General features: G+C 38.1%; 22 protein-coding genes. 3 read left to right on the top strand and 19 right to left on the bottom strand.

Translation table 11 applies throughout. The features are described from left to right. Positions 1 to 20: 20 nt before the first annotated feature. The 7 genes from tsaD to galE form a co-directional block, all read right to left on the bottom strand. Positions 21 to 1031 (bottom strand): tRNA (adenosine(37)-N6)-threonylcarbamoyltransferase complex transferase subunit TsaD, encoded by a 1011-nt coding sequence (gene tsaD, locus DOK81_RS07240; protein WP_206909678.1) that lies wholly within the window; start codon positions 1029 to 1031, stop codon positions 21 to 23. Continuing rightward, entirely contained in the window at positions 1028 to 1495 is a 468-nt protein-coding gene (gene rimI, locus DOK81_RS07235; RefSeq protein WP_206909677.1) for a ribosomal protein S18-alanine N-acetyltransferase, read from the bottom strand. The genes tsaD and rimI (DOK81_RS07235) overlap by 4 nt, the downstream gene beginning before the upstream one ends. 6 nt (positions 1496 to 1501) lie before the next feature. Next, positions 1502 to 2044 carry a ribosomal protein S18-alanine N-acetyltransferase gene (gene rimI, locus DOK81_RS07230; protein WP_206909676.1) on the bottom strand — a complete coding sequence of 181 codons (543 nt, stop codon included), beginning with the start codon at positions 2042 to 2044 and terminating at the stop codon, positions 1502 to 1504. Continuing rightward, entirely contained in the window at positions 2028 to 2750 is a 723-nt protein-coding gene (gene tsaB, locus DOK81_RS07225) for a tRNA (adenosine(37)-N6)-threonylcarbamoyltransferase complex dimerization subunit type 1 TsaB (RefSeq protein WP_206909675.1), read from the bottom strand. Before tsaB ends, rimI (DOK81_RS07230) begins: the two co-directional genes overlap by 17 nt. 194 nt (positions 2751 to 2944) lie before the next feature. Then, positions 2945 to 3925, bottom strand: coding sequence for a LacI family DNA-binding transcriptional regulator (locus tag DOK81_RS07220; protein ID WP_206909674.1), 981 nt, complete (start codon positions 3923 to 3925; stop codon positions 2945 to 2947). 24 nt (positions 3926 to 3949) lie between these two features. Further along, a complete protein-coding gene (galT, locus tag DOK81_RS07215) occupies positions 3950 to 5434 on the bottom strand; it encodes a UDP-glucose--hexose-1-phosphate uridylyltransferase (RefSeq protein WP_206909673.1) in 1485 nt (494 codons plus the stop codon). A 10-nt stretch (positions 5435 to 5444) separates the two neighbouring features. Then, entirely contained in the window at positions 5445 to 6434 is a 990-nt protein-coding gene (gene galE, locus DOK81_RS07210; RefSeq protein ID WP_206909671.1) for a UDP-glucose 4-epimerase GalE, read from the bottom strand. 255 nt (positions 6435 to 6689) lie between these two features. Here galE and DOK81_RS07205 point away from each other — a divergent pair, with 255 nt between their 5' ends. After that, entirely contained in the window at positions 6690 to 6857 is a 168-nt protein-coding gene (locus tag DOK81_RS07205; protein WP_067484184.1) for a DUF3042 family protein, read from the top strand. A gap of 72 nt (positions 6858 to 6929) precedes the next feature. Here DOK81_RS07205 and DOK81_RS07200 read toward each other — a convergent pair whose 3' ends face one another. The 10 genes from DOK81_RS07200 to DOK81_RS07155 all read right to left on the bottom strand — a co-directional run bounded on the left by DOK81_RS07200 (position 6930) and on the right by DOK81_RS07155 (position 15265). Continuing rightward, positions 6930 to 8744: an FAD/NAD(P)-binding protein gene (locus tag DOK81_RS07200; protein ID WP_206909670.1), complete on the bottom strand. Its 1815-nt coding sequence runs from the start codon at positions 8742 to 8744 to the stop codon at positions 6930 to 6932. An 18-nt stretch (positions 8745 to 8762) separates the two neighbouring features. Further along, positions 8763 to 9128: a DUF488 domain-containing protein gene (locus tag DOK81_RS07195; protein ID WP_206909669.1), complete on the bottom strand. Its 366-nt coding sequence runs from the start codon at positions 9126 to 9128 to the stop codon at positions 8763 to 8765. 115 nt (positions 9129 to 9243) lie between these two features. After that, the gene (locus tag DOK81_RS07190) at positions 9244 to 9636 is read right to left on the bottom strand and encodes a rhodanese-like domain-containing protein (RefSeq protein ID WP_206909668.1); all 393 of its coding nucleotides are present in this window, start codon (positions 9634 to 9636) and stop codon (positions 9244 to 9246) included. 15 nt (positions 9637 to 9651) lie between these two features. Beyond that, positions 9652 to 10614, bottom strand: coding sequence for an ROK family glucokinase (locus DOK81_RS07185; protein ID WP_206909667.1), 963 nt, complete (start codon positions 10612 to 10614; stop codon positions 9652 to 9654). Beyond that, entirely contained in the window at positions 10614 to 10826 is a 213-nt protein-coding gene (locus DOK81_RS07180) for a YqgQ family protein (RefSeq protein ID WP_067484177.1), read from the bottom strand. Before DOK81_RS07180 ends, DOK81_RS07185 begins: the two co-directional genes overlap by 1 nt. A gap of 20 nt (positions 10827 to 10846) precedes the next feature. Continuing rightward, a complete protein-coding gene (locus tag DOK81_RS07175) occupies positions 10847 to 11545 on the bottom strand; it encodes a rhomboid family intramembrane serine protease (protein WP_206909666.1) in 699 nt (232 codons plus the stop codon). 24 nt (positions 11546 to 11569) lie between these two features. Next, entirely contained in the window at positions 11570 to 12109 is a 540-nt protein-coding gene (locus DOK81_RS07170) for a 5-formyltetrahydrofolate cyclo-ligase (protein ID WP_206909665.1), read from the bottom strand. A 380-nt stretch (positions 12110 to 12489) separates the two neighbouring features. Next, on the bottom strand, positions 12490 to 13479 hold the full coding sequence (locus DOK81_RS07165) for an iron ABC transporter permease (protein WP_206909664.1): 990 nt from the start codon (positions 13477 to 13479) through the stop codon (positions 12490 to 12492). Further along, positions 13476 to 14465: an iron ABC transporter permease gene (locus DOK81_RS07160; RefSeq protein WP_206909662.1), complete on the bottom strand. Its 990-nt coding sequence runs from the start codon at positions 14463 to 14465 to the stop codon at positions 13476 to 13478. The genes DOK81_RS07165 and DOK81_RS07160 overlap by 4 nt, the downstream gene beginning before the upstream one ends. Then, complete coding sequence (locus tag DOK81_RS07155; RefSeq protein ID WP_206909659.1) at positions 14462 to 15265, bottom strand: ABC transporter ATP-binding protein; 804 nt, start codon at positions 15263 to 15265, stop codon at positions 14462 to 14464. Before DOK81_RS07155 ends, DOK81_RS07160 begins: the two co-directional genes overlap by 4 nt. 166 nt (positions 15266 to 15431) lie before the next feature. Here DOK81_RS07155 and DOK81_RS07150 point away from each other — a divergent pair, with 166 nt between their 5' ends. Then, complete coding sequence (locus tag DOK81_RS07150; RefSeq protein WP_206909658.1) at positions 15432 to 16388, top strand: iron-hydroxamate ABC transporter substrate-binding protein; 957 nt, start codon at positions 15432 to 15434, stop codon at positions 16386 to 16388. A gap of 68 nt (positions 16389 to 16456) precedes the next feature. On the opposite strand, the gene DOK81_RS07145 is transcribed toward DOK81_RS07150, so the two are convergent. Beyond that, positions 16457 to 16954 (bottom strand): dihydrofolate reductase, encoded by a 498-nt coding sequence (locus DOK81_RS07145; protein WP_206909656.1) that lies wholly within the window; start codon positions 16952 to 16954, stop codon positions 16457 to 16459. Positions 16955 to 17037: 83 nt separating this feature from the next. Next, complete coding sequence (locus tag DOK81_RS07140; protein WP_206909654.1) at positions 17038 to 17568, bottom strand: hypothetical protein; 531 nt, start codon at positions 17566 to 17568, stop codon at positions 17038 to 17040. 269 nt (positions 17569 to 17837) lie between these two features. Here DOK81_RS07140 and DOK81_RS07135 point away from each other — a divergent pair, with 269 nt between their 5' ends. Beyond that, the gene (locus DOK81_RS07135; RefSeq protein WP_206909652.1) at positions 17838 to 18452 is read left to right on the top strand and encodes a LysM peptidoglycan-binding domain-containing protein; all 615 of its coding nucleotides are present in this window, start codon (positions 17838 to 17840) and stop codon (positions 18450 to 18452) included. Positions 18453 to 18458: the final 6 nt, after the last annotated feature.

Raw genomic sequence — 18458 nt, 5'->3', positions numbered from 1 at the left:
TGCTACTTTTTTTATCATTTTTACAGAACTAAACTAGGGTCTGCGTTCAATTTTAATTCAGCAACAATTCCCTTTTGTCGTTCAACATGTGCTGCTGCACCAATCATTGCTGCATTATCTCCACACAAACGTAGTGGAGGGATAATCAACTCAACTTCTGGCATTTCTTCCGCTAACGCTGTGGTTAATCCTTCGCGAAGCCCTTGATTAGCTGCAACACCTCCAGCAACAACTAATTGTTTTACTGGAAATTCTTTGCATGCGCGTAATGTTTTAGTCACCAGTACCTCTACAACACTCGCTTGGAAACTAGCAGCTAAATCATTTTTATCTAGCTCTTCTCCACGCTGTTCTGCATTATGAACTAAGTTAATGAATGCACTTTTCAAACCACTAAAACTAAAATCATAGTTTGCTTCGTGGATCATCGCTCTTGGAAAATGATAATTATCTTTTCCTTGATGCGCTAATTCATCAATTTCTTTTCCACTAGGATAACTCAACCCAAGGACACGCCCAACTTTGTCATAAGCTTCCCCGGCTGCATCATCGCGTGTTTCTCCAATAATTTCATAAGAGCCGTCTTCTTGCATATAAACAAGTTCCGTATGTCCGCCACTAACAAGTAAAGCGATTAGCGGAAATTCAAATGGTTTAATAAATCGTGCAGCATAGATATGCCCCGCCATGTGATTGACGGGAATCAAAGGTAAGTTATTTGCCCATGCAAATGCTTTAGCAGCAGAAATACCAATTAATAAAGACCCAACTAATCCCGGTCCATAGGTAACTGCCACTGCAGAAATTTCAGCTACTGTTACCTTCGCCTCAGTCAATGCTTCGTCAATACAAAGCGTGATCTGTTCTACGTGATGTCTGCTAGCGACTTCTGGTACGACACCGCCAAAGCGCTTATGACTATTTATTTGCGATGCAACAATATTTGACAAGATTTTTGTCCCATCTTCTACGACAGCAACACTTGTTTCGTCACAACTTGATTCAATCGCAAGAATCAATTCTCTATTCATTTTATCGTCTCCGTCTTTAACTTTGTACTCATTATAAAGGCATCTTCTACTGGTTGATGGTAATAAGATTTACGAATGCCCAACACTCGAAATTTTTCTGATTCATACAGGCATTTTGCCCTCTCATTTGATTGACGAACTTCTAGAAAAACTTGAAACACATCATTTGCTTTTTCTTGCTGGATCAACGCTTTCAACAATTGTCGCGCATACCCTTTTCCTTGGAAAGTTGAGTCTATTGCAATATTGGTGATTTCAACTTCATCTACTACACGGCTAAAACCCAAAAAACCAATGATTTCGTTTGCTTCAATCGCTATCAAATAGTCTGTATGAGGTTGCTGTAGATCTGCTAAAAACTGTGTTTTTGTCCATGGTGAACCATGTGTATACGCCTGATTACTAATCAACCAGAGCTTTTCTGCCAAGTCATTGTAATCAAATGCTGCTTTTTGATAAATCAACAATCTTCACTCTTTTTCTAAATTTTTTACCATGTCTAAGGCATCTTCATTATTTTCAGTATAATATCCTTTTTTGATGGTCCTTGATTCGAAACCCAGCTTTCGGTACAACTTTTGCGCATCTCTATTACCTACGCGAACTTCTAACGAAAGAGTCTCACAGCGATTCATTATAGCAAACTTTTCTATTTCGTCAATCAAGAACGAGCCAATACTTTTCCGCTGATAGCGAGACATCAATGCGATGTTTGTAATATGACAATCGGTTCCGATGATTCGTGAACCGATGAATCCCACTAGCATCTCATTGATAAAGACACCCAAATATAGATGAATCAAAGGAGAACGAAATTCAGATATAAATGCGCTCCGCGTCCAAGGTAATTCACCAAGATAGACTTCTCTCTCGACTGTCAATAAATCCTTAATATCTGATATCGTCAATTGACGTATTTGATAAATGGCTTGATTTATTTCTAGCTCTTTAACAGGATAAAAAGATGATTCTCGGAACAAATTTTTCGTTAATTTTTTAAATTTTTTCAACATAACTTTCGGCTCCAGGCGTATGATTTTCTAGCCATTTTTCTTCCGCTTCTACCTTTTTTAAATAACGTGGTAAGAATGCTTGAACATCAGAGACAGGATCAGCTTGTGCTCCTAAATTTGCTAGCACAGTTCCATTCGGGATATCCCATTGAGGAATCAAATTGATTGTTGCTTCTGGTAAAGTTGCTTTTAATTCTGTTTCAAATTTTCGACAGTCGCTACCAACAAAATAAATAGATTGTTCAAGTGCTTTTAATTCTGTGAGTAGATCTTCTAGAGAGGAATGTTTGTCCTCAATCAACGTTTCTAAACGATTTCCTTTCCATTGATACGCTCCCGCGTAAACATTCTTACGTCTCGCATCAAAGAGTGGTACAATCACACCTTCGATATTCACACAGTTAGCTGCGACTGTTTTCAAACTAGAAATCCCCACCAACTCTTTTTTCATTGTATAGGCTAAAGTTTTTGCAGTCGTCACACCGATTCTCAAACCAGTATATGAACCTGGCCCATCAGAAACAGCAATGCGATCAATTGCTGTTGGCTCTAATTGAAGATCAGCAAATAATTGGTCAATTGCTGGCATCAAAGTAATGCTATGGTTTCGTTTGATGTTCGTTTGAATTTGTCCAAGAACTACATCATCCTCAACGATACCTATAGCTAAAGTTTGGTTTGCTGTATCAATTCCTAATGTAATCATGTTTTGGTTCCTTTCCGTTAACTATCGTTTCTTATTGTAGCACACTTTTTACGGAAACCTAGTCTGAGATAACAACAAAAAAACTAGCGATACTCCATAAGAACTACGGACAAACTCATCTATTGTAAACGTTACTTGATGAGTAGGTTCTTACACAAAATTTCGCTAGTTTTGATCATTAGCATTTCAATTGTTCATTCCGTTGATTCTCGAACGATCAAGTCTGTGCCAACCACGATCTTTCTTGGAACGGGGGCTTCTGTTTGAATCAACTGTAAAATCGTTTCGACAGCAATCTCCCCCAACCATTCAGTATAAACTTTTACCGTTGATAACGCAGGTGTCACATACTTAGCTACACTACTGTCATTAAATCCGATGACTGCAATATCCTCAGGTACATGATAGCCACTCTCTTGAATTGCTTTTAACGCGCCAATTGCTAATGCATCATTTGCAGCAAATAAAGCATCTGGTTTTTCAATTGTTTCCTCTAAAAATTGTTTGATTGCTAAATAACCTGCTTCCACCGAAAAATCGGCTTCAATTATAGCAAATGGTTTTTGTTCCGCGCTAGTCATGATTTGTTCAAAAGCTAGTCTTCTTGGATCACTCAATAGTTGACGATTTTTTTTAGTATATTCTTTCCCTGTTAGCATGGCGATTTTTTTAGCATGTAGTGACAGAAAATAATCGACTATTTTTTTTACGCTTGAGAAAAAATCGACGGTTAGCGAATCGATACCTACTGATGTCCCATCGGAATCAACTAAAAGTAATTTTGACTGAGATTTTTTCAACTCTGTTAACTGCTGCAAGTCGAATTTACCAACAGCAATTGTTCCATCAACTTCACGTTCACTAATAGAATCCCAAGTTTCTTTTAGCAAATCAACATTCAATTCTTCTGCCTTCTTCTCAATACCCAGACGGATCGCTAAATAATACAAATCTTCGAGTTCTTCGCTTTCATTGTGCCATTGAACCAATCGCAAAGTTGCTTGATTAGCCGAAAGACTTTTTTTATGTTTCGTATAGTTTAATTGCTCTGCTGCTTCGAAAACTTTCTGTTTGGTCGTTAGGCCTACTGAGAGTTCCGAATCATAATTCAAGACTCTTGAAACAGTCGCAGGAGAAACACCTGCTAACTGTGCAATATCTTTAATTGTTGCCATGATGTTTCCTCCTCACTGGATCAATTATAAATAATCAGTAAAACGAGCAAATGCTGCTTGTCCTTCTTCTGTCCGTTTAAACACACCCGCATCCTCTAACACCCGCAGGAATACTTGACCAACGGCTTCCTGCACGACTTCAGTCACACGATCAGCTGTGATTGTATGAGTTGCCTGCAACTCATCTGCCCATTCACGATGATAATCAGCCAAGTGATTTTCTTGGTTCAACAAATATTTTTCCACTTCTTCAAGTTCTGTTTTTAATCGTGGCGGTAACACGGCTAATCCCATCACTTCAATCAAGCCGATGTTTTCTTTTTTGATATGCTGAACGTCCTTGTGTGGGTGGAAAATCCCATCCGGGTGTTTTTCAGATACATTGTTGTCACGTAATACTAAATCTAATTCAAAGTAGCCATCTTTCCTACGAGCAATCGGAGTAATCGTGTGGTGTGCAGTCCCGTCAGCAGAATATGCTGAAACCTCGACGGACTCATCCGAGTAAGCTTGCCATTTTTCTAAAATAGTTGTTGCCGCATCTATAAGAAGTTCTTTGTCTGGTGATTGAAGACGAATCACCGACATTGGCCACTTCACGATTCCTGCAATGACTTGAGGATAATCGGTTAACTTGATCAAACGTTCCATTGGTGCTTTTGCCATAGGAAAATCATGTCGCCCTGCTTGATAATGATCATGAGATAAAATAGAACCACCTACAATTGGTAAATCTGCATTTGATCCCACAAAATAATGAGGTAACACTTCCGTGATCCGTAGCAATCGGCGGAAGGTGTCTCGATTGATTTGCATTGGACGATGATCTTCTGACAAAATAATTGAATGTTCATTGTAGTAGGCATACGGCGAATACTGGAAACCCCAGCTTTCGCCATCTAGATTCATACGGATAATTCGATGGTTTGTTCTTGCAGGATAATTCAAACGTCCTCGATATCCCTCATTTTCCATACAAAGCAAACATTTTGGATAGTCTACTTTCACTGCTTCTCGTTCTGTAGCAATTTGCTTTGGATCTTTTTCAGGTTTCGATAAATTGATTGTAATTTCAAGATCTCCATAAGCAGTTTGTACGGGAAACTGAATATTTTTAGCAATCGCACGCGTTTTGATATAGTCATTTTGCTGACTTAACTGAAAGAAGTATTCCGTTGCTTCCTCAGGTGAATTAGCATAGTGCTGTGCAAAAAAAGCATTAACAACAGACGGCGGGGGCGTCAAAAAATCCATTAACTGCGCTTCAACTATTTCTTGTTCCGCAGGCAAATCTGAAATGACTTGATTATTCTTTGCTACTTGAACTAATTCTGCCAGCAAATCCACTGCAGGTACCGTTACTGGACGTGGTGTGACTTCTCCAGTTAACGCTTCTTCACCGATCAAACTTAATAGTCGATTTTGAAGATAAATTCGATCCATTTCCATAAAGCCACCAGAACCAATCGAAAGCGTTGCAAAGTCACAAATTGTTTGACTGATAGACATATCACTTCTCCTATTCTTCGTAGCCATGAGGATGACTTACATGCCAATCCCATGCTGTTTTGATAATCGCTTTGATGTCAGTGTATGCAGGCTCCCAGCCTAAGATCTCTTTTGCCTTTTGACTTGAAGCAACTAATTTACTTGGATCACCTGCACGACGAGGCGCAATTTTTGCAGGAATTTCTTTGCCAGTAACTTCGCGAGCCGCTTCAAGCATTTCTTTGACAGAGTAACCATTGTTACTTCCCAAATTAAAGAAGTTACTTTCATTTCCAGCTTTTAAATATTCTAAGGCTTTGATATGTGCGGCAATCAAATCTTCAACTTGAACGTAATCACGAACGCAAGTCCCATCTGGTGTATCATAATCGTCCCCATAAACGGCCAATTCTTCTCTTTGTCCTAATGCTACTTGTAAGATAATCGGTACTAAATGTGTTTCAGGGGTGTGGTCTTCACCAATACTTGCATCCGCCTTCGCACCTGCTACATTGAAATAGCGAAGAGCCACATAACGCATCCCGTACGCATTGTCACACCATTTCATCATTTTTTCCATCATCAATTTGCTTTCCCCATAAGGATTTTTGGGATTAGTTGGGGTTTCTTCTGTTATTGGAGACATTTTTGGTTCACCATATGTTGCTGCTGTTGATGAGAAAACAATTTGTTTTACGTCAAATTCATGCATGACTTCAAGCAAAATTTGTGTACCGTAAACGTTATTGTTAAAGTAATCCAATGGTTTTTCTACGGATTCCCCCACTAGTGAGCTTGCAGCAAAATGGATCACACCTTCGACTTTTTCTTTTTCAAATACCGTTTTTAAAAATGCTTTGTCACGAATATCACCTTCATAAAAACGTGCATCTTGGTGAACTGCTTGGCGATGCCCCGTTAGTAAATTGTCAACAACAGCAACATCATACCCATTATGGATCAGTTGATCGACGGCATGTGAACCAATGTATCCAGCACCACCTAAAACTAAAATTGACATATTTAAACACTCCTTTATTGATAGTTGACTCTCTTTGATCTTCCATCTTTCATTGTACCAAAAGAAAATGGAAGTTTCGAAACAGTTTTTAACAATCACCAGCTTTTCCTATGATTTTATTTAGTAAATTTATAATAAAACATTTAGTAATTTTTTTCAATCGTTTTTGTAAAGGTTTTCAAATGATCGTCTAACTAGCCTTTTTTCGATTTTTGTTTCATAATAGAAGTATCAAACAATTAAGAGGTGTGTTCAATGAAAAAATTTGTATCTGGATTATTAGTCGGAAGCTTAGCAACTGTTGCTGCTGTAGCAGGCGTTGTCGCTTCAGTTAAAAAAACGGTAATTGATCCAATTGATGAAAAAGAATCGATGATCGAAGAAAATCGAAAAAAAGCGATGCGTAAACGTGTTGCACGTTAATCAGTTATTTAAAAAAAGACAGCTAAGATGTCCAGTCACTTATGACTTGTTCATCCTAGCTGTCTTTTTTGTTTACTTTTTTTGATTAGTCAACAAATGACGAGCAATCAAATCTGCTTGTCTTAAATTCCATGCATCTGTATATGGACGTGCCACAGCAGCCGTCAACCAATCGACGCCTTCAACGGGTATCCCATAACAGTAAAAGTTGGGAATCACTTTTCCATTTGCGCTGATAACTTGATTTGCTTTGTTTACATCAATCGCGCCTGAAAAATAATGTTCTGCATCTTCTGTTTTTTGATAGGGACGAATCAAGCCATTTTTTCTCAGGCTTTGAATGATTGGGTTTTTCGAATAAGACACACTATTAATCGGCAAACGTGCTTCAAGTAAATAACGGCTTTCAAGTGGCTTCTCTTCTGTTTCAATCCAAAAAGACCCTCTAGCTTGTTTGATTTCAAATGGTGGAGCTGCTATATGAAAAATACCGGCATCTATCAGCGCGGCGAGCTCTTTGCTCCTTCTCAAAGGTGGACCGATAGTCAAAAAAGCATTCAGCGGTGTAAACCAAGACCACAATTGTTCACGATATTCTTCAACTGAAAAAATATCCCACGCAATGGCTTCACGAATTGGCTCACGCCAGTCTTTGATTGCATCTAAGGTTGAACTAAACGCACCCGTGTCATTTCCTTTTTCAGCCTCATTGATTTGCCATGCCAAAAAGGAGCGAACACCCTTTTCAAAGTCATCTGAAAAAGTTGAAAGAGGATGTTCCAGCCTTTCCCATGACCAAATATACGGCTCTAATTGCGGATAATCGACCAAACATTCCTCAGAAGACTTTAACAAGAACGCTCGTTCAAACTCAAAAGGATCGATAGCCAATTGTTGTTCTTCAATCGTTTTTTGATAATAAAACAATTCGACTTCTTTTTTGAACAAGTAAAAAAATGTTTCACCTGTCAACTGTCCTTTTGCCTGCCATTTTTTTAGATTCTTTGTCGTTAATAACTTGAGCCGTGCCATCGCACCTCCCTGCTTTTGATTTTTACCCCTTGGGTAATAGGGAACTCCACGACGAGAGCCCGCGTAAATAATCGGTTCTTTACCAGAAGGATGATAAGTAAGGCGATGTTCTTGTTCTTCAAAATAACCACCACGACCGACAGTTAATAGGCCAATGTAATCAAAAAAAGCCAATCCTAGCCCACGCAAAAAAATCGGTTCATTCGCAGGAATATCGGCAACTGAAACATCTGCCGGGTTACTTGGGGGTTGATAAAATAAATCATGTTGCTGTGCATAGTCGGCAAAAGCCAGTTCCTCATTCATCAATTCATTTTCCCAATGACCACTCGCCAATACGATTTGATCCATAAAGAAAGCTGTGTCTTCTGTTTTCAACTCAAAACCTGAATCTGCTTGTGAGACACCATTAACAAGTGAGTGAACAAAAGTAATCTTGTCGAGATATTCTTTTTGAAGTTCCATGAAAAACCATTGCTGATACAAACCATACAGACAACGAGTTGCGTGTTCATTCTTTCCTAATTGCGCCATCTCTGCTAGAAAAAAATCCTGATTTTTCAATGATTGTTGTTTCACAAAAGAAATTCCTTCTTTTTTCGCCCATTGATAAAGATTGGGACCTGGAGAAATGGCTCCTCCCGTCGATAGTGTGTCGTCAGTAAACAATGTTACTTGTTGTGAGACCGAGTTCATCAGCAGATCAGTTGATTGATCTATTCGCCAAACTCGTCCACCAGGGCCAATCACATCGAATAAAAAAATTTGAAGCGATTGATTCGTTTGTTTATTACGTAAAATTCTTTCTAACATGCTTAAGCCACGTGGACCTGCACCAATAATACCAATCTTCATCTTACACCTTCTCTTTATTTAAACAGCCAGTTGTTGATCCAATAATTTTTTCAATACGACTGCCTGATTTTCCGTTTCATCTTTTGCACCATAGACAAGTGTTACTTGTTTTTCTTTTTGACAAATAGCCAGTAATTTCTGAAATGCTTGGTGAGAAGCTTCTTCATTTAGCAATTCTTCTTGATAACGTTCAACGAACTCAGAAAATTTTTCTGGGATATGGTTGTACCACTTTCTCAGCTCTGTACTTGGTGCAACTTCTTTCAGCCATAAATCTAATTTTGCTTCTACTTTAGAAACACCTCTTGGCCACATACGGTCAACAAGAACTCGGAAACCATCTGTTTCTTCCGCTTTTTGATAAGCTCGTTTCAATTGAATCATTTTCTTTGCTCCTTTCCTTTCACTCTTTATTTTAGCCAAAAATGGATGAGAGCACAAAAATAAAAAAGGATAGAAGAACTATTTGCTAGTTCCTCTATCCTTAAAAAATAGTCAATTAAACTTTTTTGCTTTTGATTTTACCAGACCAGCCATCATAGCCGCCTTTTAGAATATAAAGTTCTTTAAAGCCTTCTTTACGCAATTTGTTAGCTGTTCGAATGCTCAAGCTTTTTCTTTGATCGTAAATATAGACAGGTTGGTCTTTACGAATAGAGCCTAATGAATTCTTTAATACAGTATAAGGAATATTTCGTGCACCTAAAATATGTCCAGCATCAAAAACATCTTTTTCTCTGACATCAATGACTTGTGCTTTACGCATTCCTTCACGAAACTCTTCTTCATCTAACATTTTTGCTGAACGTTTTGCCATGATACGTAAGTATGCTTCCCAAAATACAATCGCTAAAATAATCGCGATTAAAAAAATATTAATCCAAAAAAACATGAGTTGCCTCCATCTTTACGCAAACTTCAAGGCTAATGATGCAGCGCCAATGACACCTGCTTCATTACCAAGCTCTGCTAATTTAATTTTTGTTGATTCTCTTACTTGTGGGAAAGTGAATTCCATAAAGTATTTTTCGACACGGCTACGTAAAAATTCGCCGGCTGCAGATACTCCGCCACCTAAAACGATACTTGAAGGATTCAACGTGTTTCCTAAGTTTCCGCAAGCTAGTCCTAGGTAGAAACAAACACGATCCACGACCATCAATGCAAATGGATCGCCATCTTCTGCCAACTCGAAAATGTCTTTACTTGTAACTTCTTCACCATTATCAAGCATTGCTTTAAGTGTTGAATCACCTGCATATTCTTCCGCTAAGAAACGTCCTAGACGTACCACGCCTGTCGCACTAGAAACCGTTTCTAAACAGCCACGTTTTCCACATGTGCATTCAAAACCATTTGGGTCCACAGTAATATGACCAATTTCACCACCACTCCCAGCAACGCCATGTACAAGATTACCGGCAGCAACGATTCCACCGCCAACACCTGTTCCTAATGTAACGAAAACAACATCAGGATCATTTTCGCCAGCCCCTTTCCAGCGTTCCCCTAAGGCAGCAACATTGGCATCATTATCAATCGCAAACTGGATTCCAGTGCCTGATTGGATTTGTTCTCTCACTGGTTGTAATTCTGTCCAGTTCAAGTTGTACGCACCAATCACTGTTCCAGCTTCGCTATCGACACTTCCGGGAGTCCCCATACCAATACCGATAAAGTCTTCCGCTTTCATGTTATATAAATTTAAACGATGATTGATTGATTCAATGATTTCAGGGACAATATGTACACCCTCATCTAAAATATTGGTATCAATACTCCATTTTTGTTGAATTTCACCTTCTGGAGTCATAATTGCGAATTTCGCAGTTGTTCCACCTAAATCAATTCCAATAATTTTCTTGTCCATTACACGTTTCCTTTCTTTCGGCTTTCTTCTATTCGGTGCTCTCTTTTCAGAATGCGCCATGCCGTCATGTACGTATCATGATCAATCAAGCGATTGTCATATAACGTTCTTAATTCAATTGTCATCAACTCTATGTCATAAATCCGCGAGCCGACATAGATGATGATGCCAAATTTTTTGAACAGCTGTTGTACGTCATACAAGCTTTCCATGTTAAAGCACTTCCTTCACATTATACAAGTAAACCATACTTTTTTAAACCCACTAAAAGACAAATTACTAAAAGAAAAATAAAAATCATTCCAGAAATAATTCGTTGATGAATCGAAAAATTTCCTCTTTGTTCCGGCAAGCCTAAGATATTTCCTAAAAGTAGTCCACCAAGAACGCCACCAACATGGCCCCAGATATCAACTGATGTGTCAAATCCACCAAAGACTAAACTTAAAACGATAAATAACGAGAACTGTCTAACCATCTGTGTAATTGCAGGGTTATTTCGGAAATGAAAGCCTAAAATCACAAAAGCTCCAAACATTCCAAACAGTGACGTACTTGCTCCAGCAGATAACACACCCACTTGATTCATCGCAAAACTTGCTAGATTTCCAGCTATGCCACTCAATAAATAAATAAGGAAAAAACGCCAGTGTCCATAAATCGTTTCAATTTGCGAGCCCATAAAATAAAGCGTGACTGAGTTAACTGCAAAATGCATCAAGCCAAAGTGAATAAAGATTGGAGTAAACAAGCGCCACCACTCATGATAATAGGCAAAAAAGGGGCCGTACATTCCACCAAATGATTCTATTTTTAGCTCTGGAAACAAGTACATCAATACAAACACAATCGTTTGAACTCCTAAAAAAATATATGTCCAGATTGGTTTTTTCAACCAAAATTGGATTTTTCGTTTTTGTTGGTAATCCATGAAAACCTCCTATTAGTAATAAAATTAATCAATAAACAATTGTTCAATTTTTTGATCAAATGATTCTGGCAACCATTCATCATTCAACTGTTCCGTAAAGACCAAACTCGCTGTTTGATTGGGATATTGTTGTAGATAACGATCATAATACCCACCACCAAAACCAATTCGATAACCCGATTTTGTGAATATTAAGCCAGGTACAATCAATAAATCGATTTGCTTGGGTAAAAAAAGTCGTGAATTTGTAGGCTCTAACACACCGAAACTGGATCGCTCTAAAATCGTTTCAACTGTCAGCTCATAAAAAACCATTTGACGTTTGGGTAATGTTTTCGGAATCACAATTTTTTTATGCTGTTGCTTAGCATAATGGATAACAGGTTCTGTTGCGACTTCGATTTCATTTGCTAAAGTTATTCCAATCGTTTGGGCGTTTTGAAATGCTGAACTCAAAAATAATTTTTGATGGATCCGTCGTTCCTTCTCTGCTTTTTTGTTTGGTGCTAGATTTTTTAATGTCTGAACGCCTAGTTGACGTAATTGTGCTTTCGTTTGATTCACTCCCCCAACCTACCTTCCTTGATAGCATGGTATCGAAAAATGAATAAAATAGCAATGCTGTGACAGAGAAATACCTGTTTCTCTCAAAAGAAAAAGAGTTCAAGATGAGTACTTGAACTCTTTGCTCCAGATTTTTTAAGGTAAAGTTTTTGTCACGAACTCTATTTGCGAGTGTTCAAACAGCAAAAATTATTTATGAAGAGCTATTTTGCGCGTCTGTTTGCTATTTTTTTGGGGCTGAACGCTTTGAACCACAACTTTTATTTACGGTGTTCCCAAAGCAACTTCTCGAAATAATTCGTAACTGTTCAAAAACATATGGAGCTATTTTTGGCAGTTTCTTATTATTTTTCGGAGCTGAACGCTTTGAACCACAACCTTTAAGCTTGCTTTTGAAATAATAAATAAAGAAAATACGGCGCACCGATTAACGCAATCAAAATTCCTGTCGGGATTTCACCACTTGGGAGAATGACACGCGCAATAATATCGGCTACGTTCACTAATAAGGCACCAAATAAACCACTTAGTAAAAACGTCCATTGATTCTCTTTTTTGACAATTGTTTTTGCCACATGTGGTGCTAACAAGCCTACAAAGGATAAACTACCTGCGACAGCAACACTGGCACAAGCTAATCCCACTGCCAAAATCAATAATGTCCGTTGACTTCTTCGGACATGCAATCCTAAACTTTGTGCCTGTTCTTGTCCAAAAGAGAGAAGCCCAATCTGTTGACTATAATAAAAAGCGAGAGGCAAGAGACATACTGCCCATGGAAGCAACGCCCAAACATAAGCCCAACTAGCGCCCCAAATAGATCCTGCTAACCAAGCATTTACGAAACCGTAATTTTCTTTTGAGATTTTGATTGTCACTAGCAAAGTCATCGCCGAGAATCCAGCGTTTACCGCAATTCCCGAAAGTAAAATTCGATTCATTTTCAACACACCACTTTTGGTATAAGAAGTAAGATACACACAAAGGGCGGCCAGCAAGCCACCTAGGCAAGCCGCAAATGGCAAAAGAAAAGTTGCTGCAGCTTGTGAAAAGAAACCCAAATAAAGCATGACAAAAAAGCCAGCACCTGCATTGATTCCTAAAATACTAGCATCTGCCAGTTCATTTCTAGTGACTCCTTGCAATAAGTATCCAGAAATACCTAAGCACATCCCCGCCAAGAGACTAACAATTAGCCGTGGTGAACGAAATTCTTGGATAATCAGCTGTATAACTGGTGAGGCAGAGCCAGTAACCCCATCAATAACTTGTTGAATAGATAAAACTGGTGTCCCAATCATCAAACTGAGCAACGCACTGATGAACAAGCAGAACAGTAAGAAGACTATCAGCCATCGGAACTTTTTCATCCCTCTTCCCTCCTAACTTGAACAAGCAAGAATGGTACACCAATCAAAGCAATAATTAAACCAAAAGGTGTTTCAAACGGTGGATTGATCATCCGCGCAACTAGATCTGCTGCCATTACTAAACATCCTCCCACTAAAAAAGAACCGGGTAGAACATACCGATAATCTGAACCTACAACACCACGAATCAAGGGTGGTACTAATAAACCAATAAATGAAACAGGACCTACAAGTGACACAGCAATTGCAGATAAAATCGCCACCATTCCAAAAGAAATAAGACGCGTTCTTCGTGGATTTCCACCAAGTGCGACAGCATGGGATTCACTTAAATTAACTAATGAGATTGCTTTACCTAGCAAACAAGCACAAATTGAAGCAACTAAATAAACAGGTAACAAAATTGTCAATTGTCGCCAAGTGATGTTTGCTGCTCCTCCGACAAACCAAAAAGCTAAATCTTGTTGCAAATTAAATAATTGGGTTAGTGCTTGACTAATGGCAGTAAAAAATGAGCTGATCGCCACCCCAGCTAAAATTAGTTGAACTGGATTGATGCCTATTTTGGAAAATTTGAGAAAGCCAAACACAATAGTCGTCACTGCTAATGCCCCCATCAAAGAAATCAAAAACGTTTGAAAAGAAGAAGCATCTGGTAAAAAAGCAAAACTAATAGCCATAGCTAAAGACGCACCTGCATTGATTCCCAATAACCCAGAATCTGCCAATGGATTACGTGTCACACCTTGCATCAACGCACCACTTAGCGCAAAACTGCTACCAACAACAAATGCGCCTAGCACTCGTGGGAGTCGAATCGTTCGTAAAATTTGTTGTGCTTGATTCGTTGGATCAAATTGAACAATGGATAACCACAAATCTTTCACCGTTACTTCTGCTACACCATTTGCAACAGCTAATAAAAAAAGTATCGTACTTACTACTATAAGTAGCCAAATAAAACGACTCTTCTTTCTACTCGTCATTGATTTGCCTCCTGTCGTGAAAGTAAATCATAAGTTAGAAAGACTGGCTTGTCAGAATCAGGCAAATGAACGATTTGTGCATCAATTTCAAAAATTTCTCGCATCCATTCTTTTGTAATTACTTCTTTTGGCGACCCTTCAACTAATAATCGACCAGCTTTCAATCCTAATAAATAGTCTGAAAAACGAGAGGCATGATTGATATCATGAATGGACATCAAAATCGTAGTTTGCTTTACGCGATTGATTTCTTCTAATAAATGTAAGATTTCTAATTGATGTGCGGGATCTAAAAAAGTAATTGGTTCATCTAAAATCAAAATGTCTGTTTCTTGTGCTAACGCCATAGCAATCCATACACGTTGCGCTTGTCCACCAGACAAGGTAGCAATCTCTCTTGCTTTTAAAGTATCTAAACTAGTCGCTTCCAGCGCCCATTGAATCGCTTCTTGGTCTTCTACAGTCAACCCACTAAAGGGTTTTTGATAAGGATATCTGCCATAAGAAACAATTTCTTCCACGGTCATCCCCAATGGATGATCACTACTTTGTGCTAGTAAGGCAATTTTTTGTGCCAACTCTTTTGAACTATATGTAGAAATTTCAGAATCATTCACAATGATTTTCCCTTTTTTCACAGGAAGGATTCGTGTGAAGCTTTTTAATAATGTCGATTTTCCACTTCCATTTGGCCCAATCAAACTAGTAATTTTGCCCTCAGGTATTTTTACTGATAAGGCATCAATAATTTGCTTTTTGGGATATCCTGCTGCAATGTCGACTGCTTCAATTTTTGCCATTTCACCCATCCTTTCGTTGAAAATCATTCTCAATTATGACGCTACTTCACAAATTCGTCAAGCACAAGTTTTCTTTTACTTTCACTAAAAAACTGGTTGACAGTGCTTTAATTATCAGGAATAATAACATCTGAGAATGATTCTCAATTATTCTAGGAGGAAGAAAATGAAACGAAAAGCAAAGTTTTTCACAATCTCAACGACTTTATTATTAATTGGTTTATTAGGCGCTTGCTCCACAGCAAATAAAACGACAGATACAACAATTTCGACAACTACAGCAAAAAGCAATGGTACGCACACTGTGACAGATACTTTGGGCAATAAAGTAACCATTCCGAATCAACCAAAACGAATCATTGGAAGCTATTTAGAAGACTATTTGATTGCACTAGGTGAAAAACCTGTTGCACAATGGACGGTTGGTAGCGGATCAATCCAAGATTATTTGCAAGATGACCTGAAAAATATACCAACGATTTCTTATGACTTACCTTACGAAAAAGTTTTAAGTTTTGAACCTGACTTACTTCTAATTTCCTCTTCGGCAACTGTTGAAGGTGGAAAATATGACCAATACAGTAAAATTGCCCCTACTTATGTCGTTACAAATGGTAGCGATGTAACTTGGGAAGATCAGTTAAAAGATGTGGGTAAAGCTTTGGCAAAAGAAGACCAAGCAAAAGAAATCATCAATGAATACCAAGATTCTGCCAAAAAAACCAAAGAAAAATTAGCCGATAAAATCACTGGTAAAACAGCAGCCGTGCTATGGGTAACCAATAATTCTGCCTTTATGGTGAGTGAAAATCGCTCAAGTGGTCGCATTGTCTATGGCGATTTAGGTTTTGGTGTACCTAGCTTAGTGAAAGAGATTTCCAAAGATGCTACTTCAGATTGGTCTGCCGTTTCTTCAGAAAAATTAGCTGAGTTAGATGCTGATTATTTGATTTTGGTCAATAGTGACCAAGGTGCTGCTATGTTCAAGGAACCTGCATGGAAAAATCTGAAAGCAGTCAAAGAAAATCACTTGCTCGAATTTGGCCCAGAATCTAGTTGGTTGTACAATGGACCAATTGCTAGTCAAGAAATGCTAAACGATCTTGCTGAAAAATTAAACTAAAAACTTCTGAAATATCAAAAGAGCCAGAACATTCACTTGTCCTGGCTCTTTTCATTCCTTTTTAACCGTCAACTCGTTTTTCGCACCCATTTTTGAAAACGATGCGGATACTGGTTTTCTTCATCTAAAATCCCAACATGTTCTTCTGCTAACGTGAAATCAGAAAAGTCGATTTCACCAATATACGTATCGCCTTCAAATTCTTCATCAATCAAGGTTCGCCAAATGATGCCTGTTTCTGGTAGTAGTTCTTGAAAAATTCGACTGCCACCAGAAACGTAAATGTCTTCTGTCACTTGTTTACTATAAGCTAACACTTCTTCAACTGAATGCATGACTTCCGCGTTTTCAGCAACTTTAAGGTCTGGACGTGTTGTTAAAACAATAATATGGCGATATGGCAAACTTAATTTTCCCATCCCTTCATATGTTTTTCGTCCCATCACTAATATTCGATTCATTGTATGTTCCCGAAAAAAACGCATATCATTTGGTAGTTTCCACGGTAATAACCCATCTTTTCCAATCAAACCGTTACGATCTTGTGCCCACATTGAGATAAACAAATTATCCGCTCCTTTAGCTAACTTTCTCATTCTATCAAGAAGCATACACAATTTTTGGTAAAAAAACTACTCTTACTCTTTGACTATTCCCACTGATCTGGGGTTGTAACAATCTTCATTTGAATTTCTTGTTCAACTAAATAGTCATAGCTTTCGTTCTTTTTATCAAAAAGAACTAGTACAATTCCATCTTTCTGATCAAAATACCCGATACTTTCGATGGATTCTCCCTGATAGCTACCACTAACGTCGGTTGCTACTAAATGATCCAGCTCATTTTGGAAGACAACTATAGGTGCTTCGATATTATCTGTTCCAAATGTAATCTTGGTGTTCCATTCAATTGTAGCATCATCTAGACTTTTTTTAGCCGATTTCACTACAGCGTTTTGCGTCAGTTTTGTTGCAACCAATTTTTGGTTGAGTATGGTGATTGTTTCGATTAAGTGTTGACTTGATAATTCAAAATGTATCGTTTCGGTTGCTCGTACAAAACCAAATTTTGATTTTGTTTGACGAAGTTCATATATTCCAAGGGGAAGATTTGTCAGTCTTAAATGAATTATAACGAGTTTTGCCTTTTGTTTTACCACCAAAATGAAATTGAAATCCATACTTTTTGTTTCTATAAAAAAATTTTGGATAATCTTCTTTTTTTACGATCAAACAGTTCAAAAAATAAGAATTATTTTATACAATTCCTTGATTTAGCAGCCTTTCCAATCCTTCATTTTACGTACGTTACTAAAAAAATTACAAAAGAGCGATTTTTGTCACAAATTGTCATCAACCTTTTACCTATGAAATATTTTTCCATGTTAAAGTAATCCAAGTTGATCACAACAACAAAATTCGAACAATTCAAAAGGAGAAACTATTTTATATGAAATCACTTAAAACTGTACTATTAGGAACAACTCTGGCTGCCGGCGCTGCATTATTTATGGGAACAACAACACACGCAGACGAAGCGTACACTGTTCAATCAGGCGATTCATTATCAACTATTTCACAAAAATATGTTGGCGATAACTCCTTGATTAACCAAATTGCTCAATCAAATTCAATTTCAGATATCAATCTGATTTTTGCAGGTCAAACTTTAACTATCCCAACTGCTGAGCAAGCAGCAACAACTTATGTTGCCCCTCAAACAGAAGCAGTTCAAGCCGAACCTGTTCAACAAGAAACAACTCAAGAAGTAGCTCAAGCTCCTGTTCAAGAAACAGTTCAAGCAACTCCAGCAGTTGAAACATCTACAGAAGCAGTCGCTACTACTTCTAACTCTGCAAAAGAATGGATCGCACAACGTGAATCAAGCGGTTCTTACACAGCAACGAACGGTCGCTACATCGGACGTTACCAATTAGATTCATCTTACTTAAACGGTGACTACTCTGCTGCCAATCAAGAACGTGTAGCAGACGCTTATGTGTCTTCACGCTATGGTTCTTGGGAAGCTGCTCAATCATTCTGGTTAGCAAACGGTTGGTACTAAGATAAA

The organism is Enterococcus sp. DIV0660C (assembly GCF_017316125.1).
GTDB lineage: Bacteria > Bacillota > Bacilli > Lactobacillales > Enterococcaceae > Enterococcus_B.
This window is presented reverse-complemented; position numbering and strand designations above follow the sequence as displayed.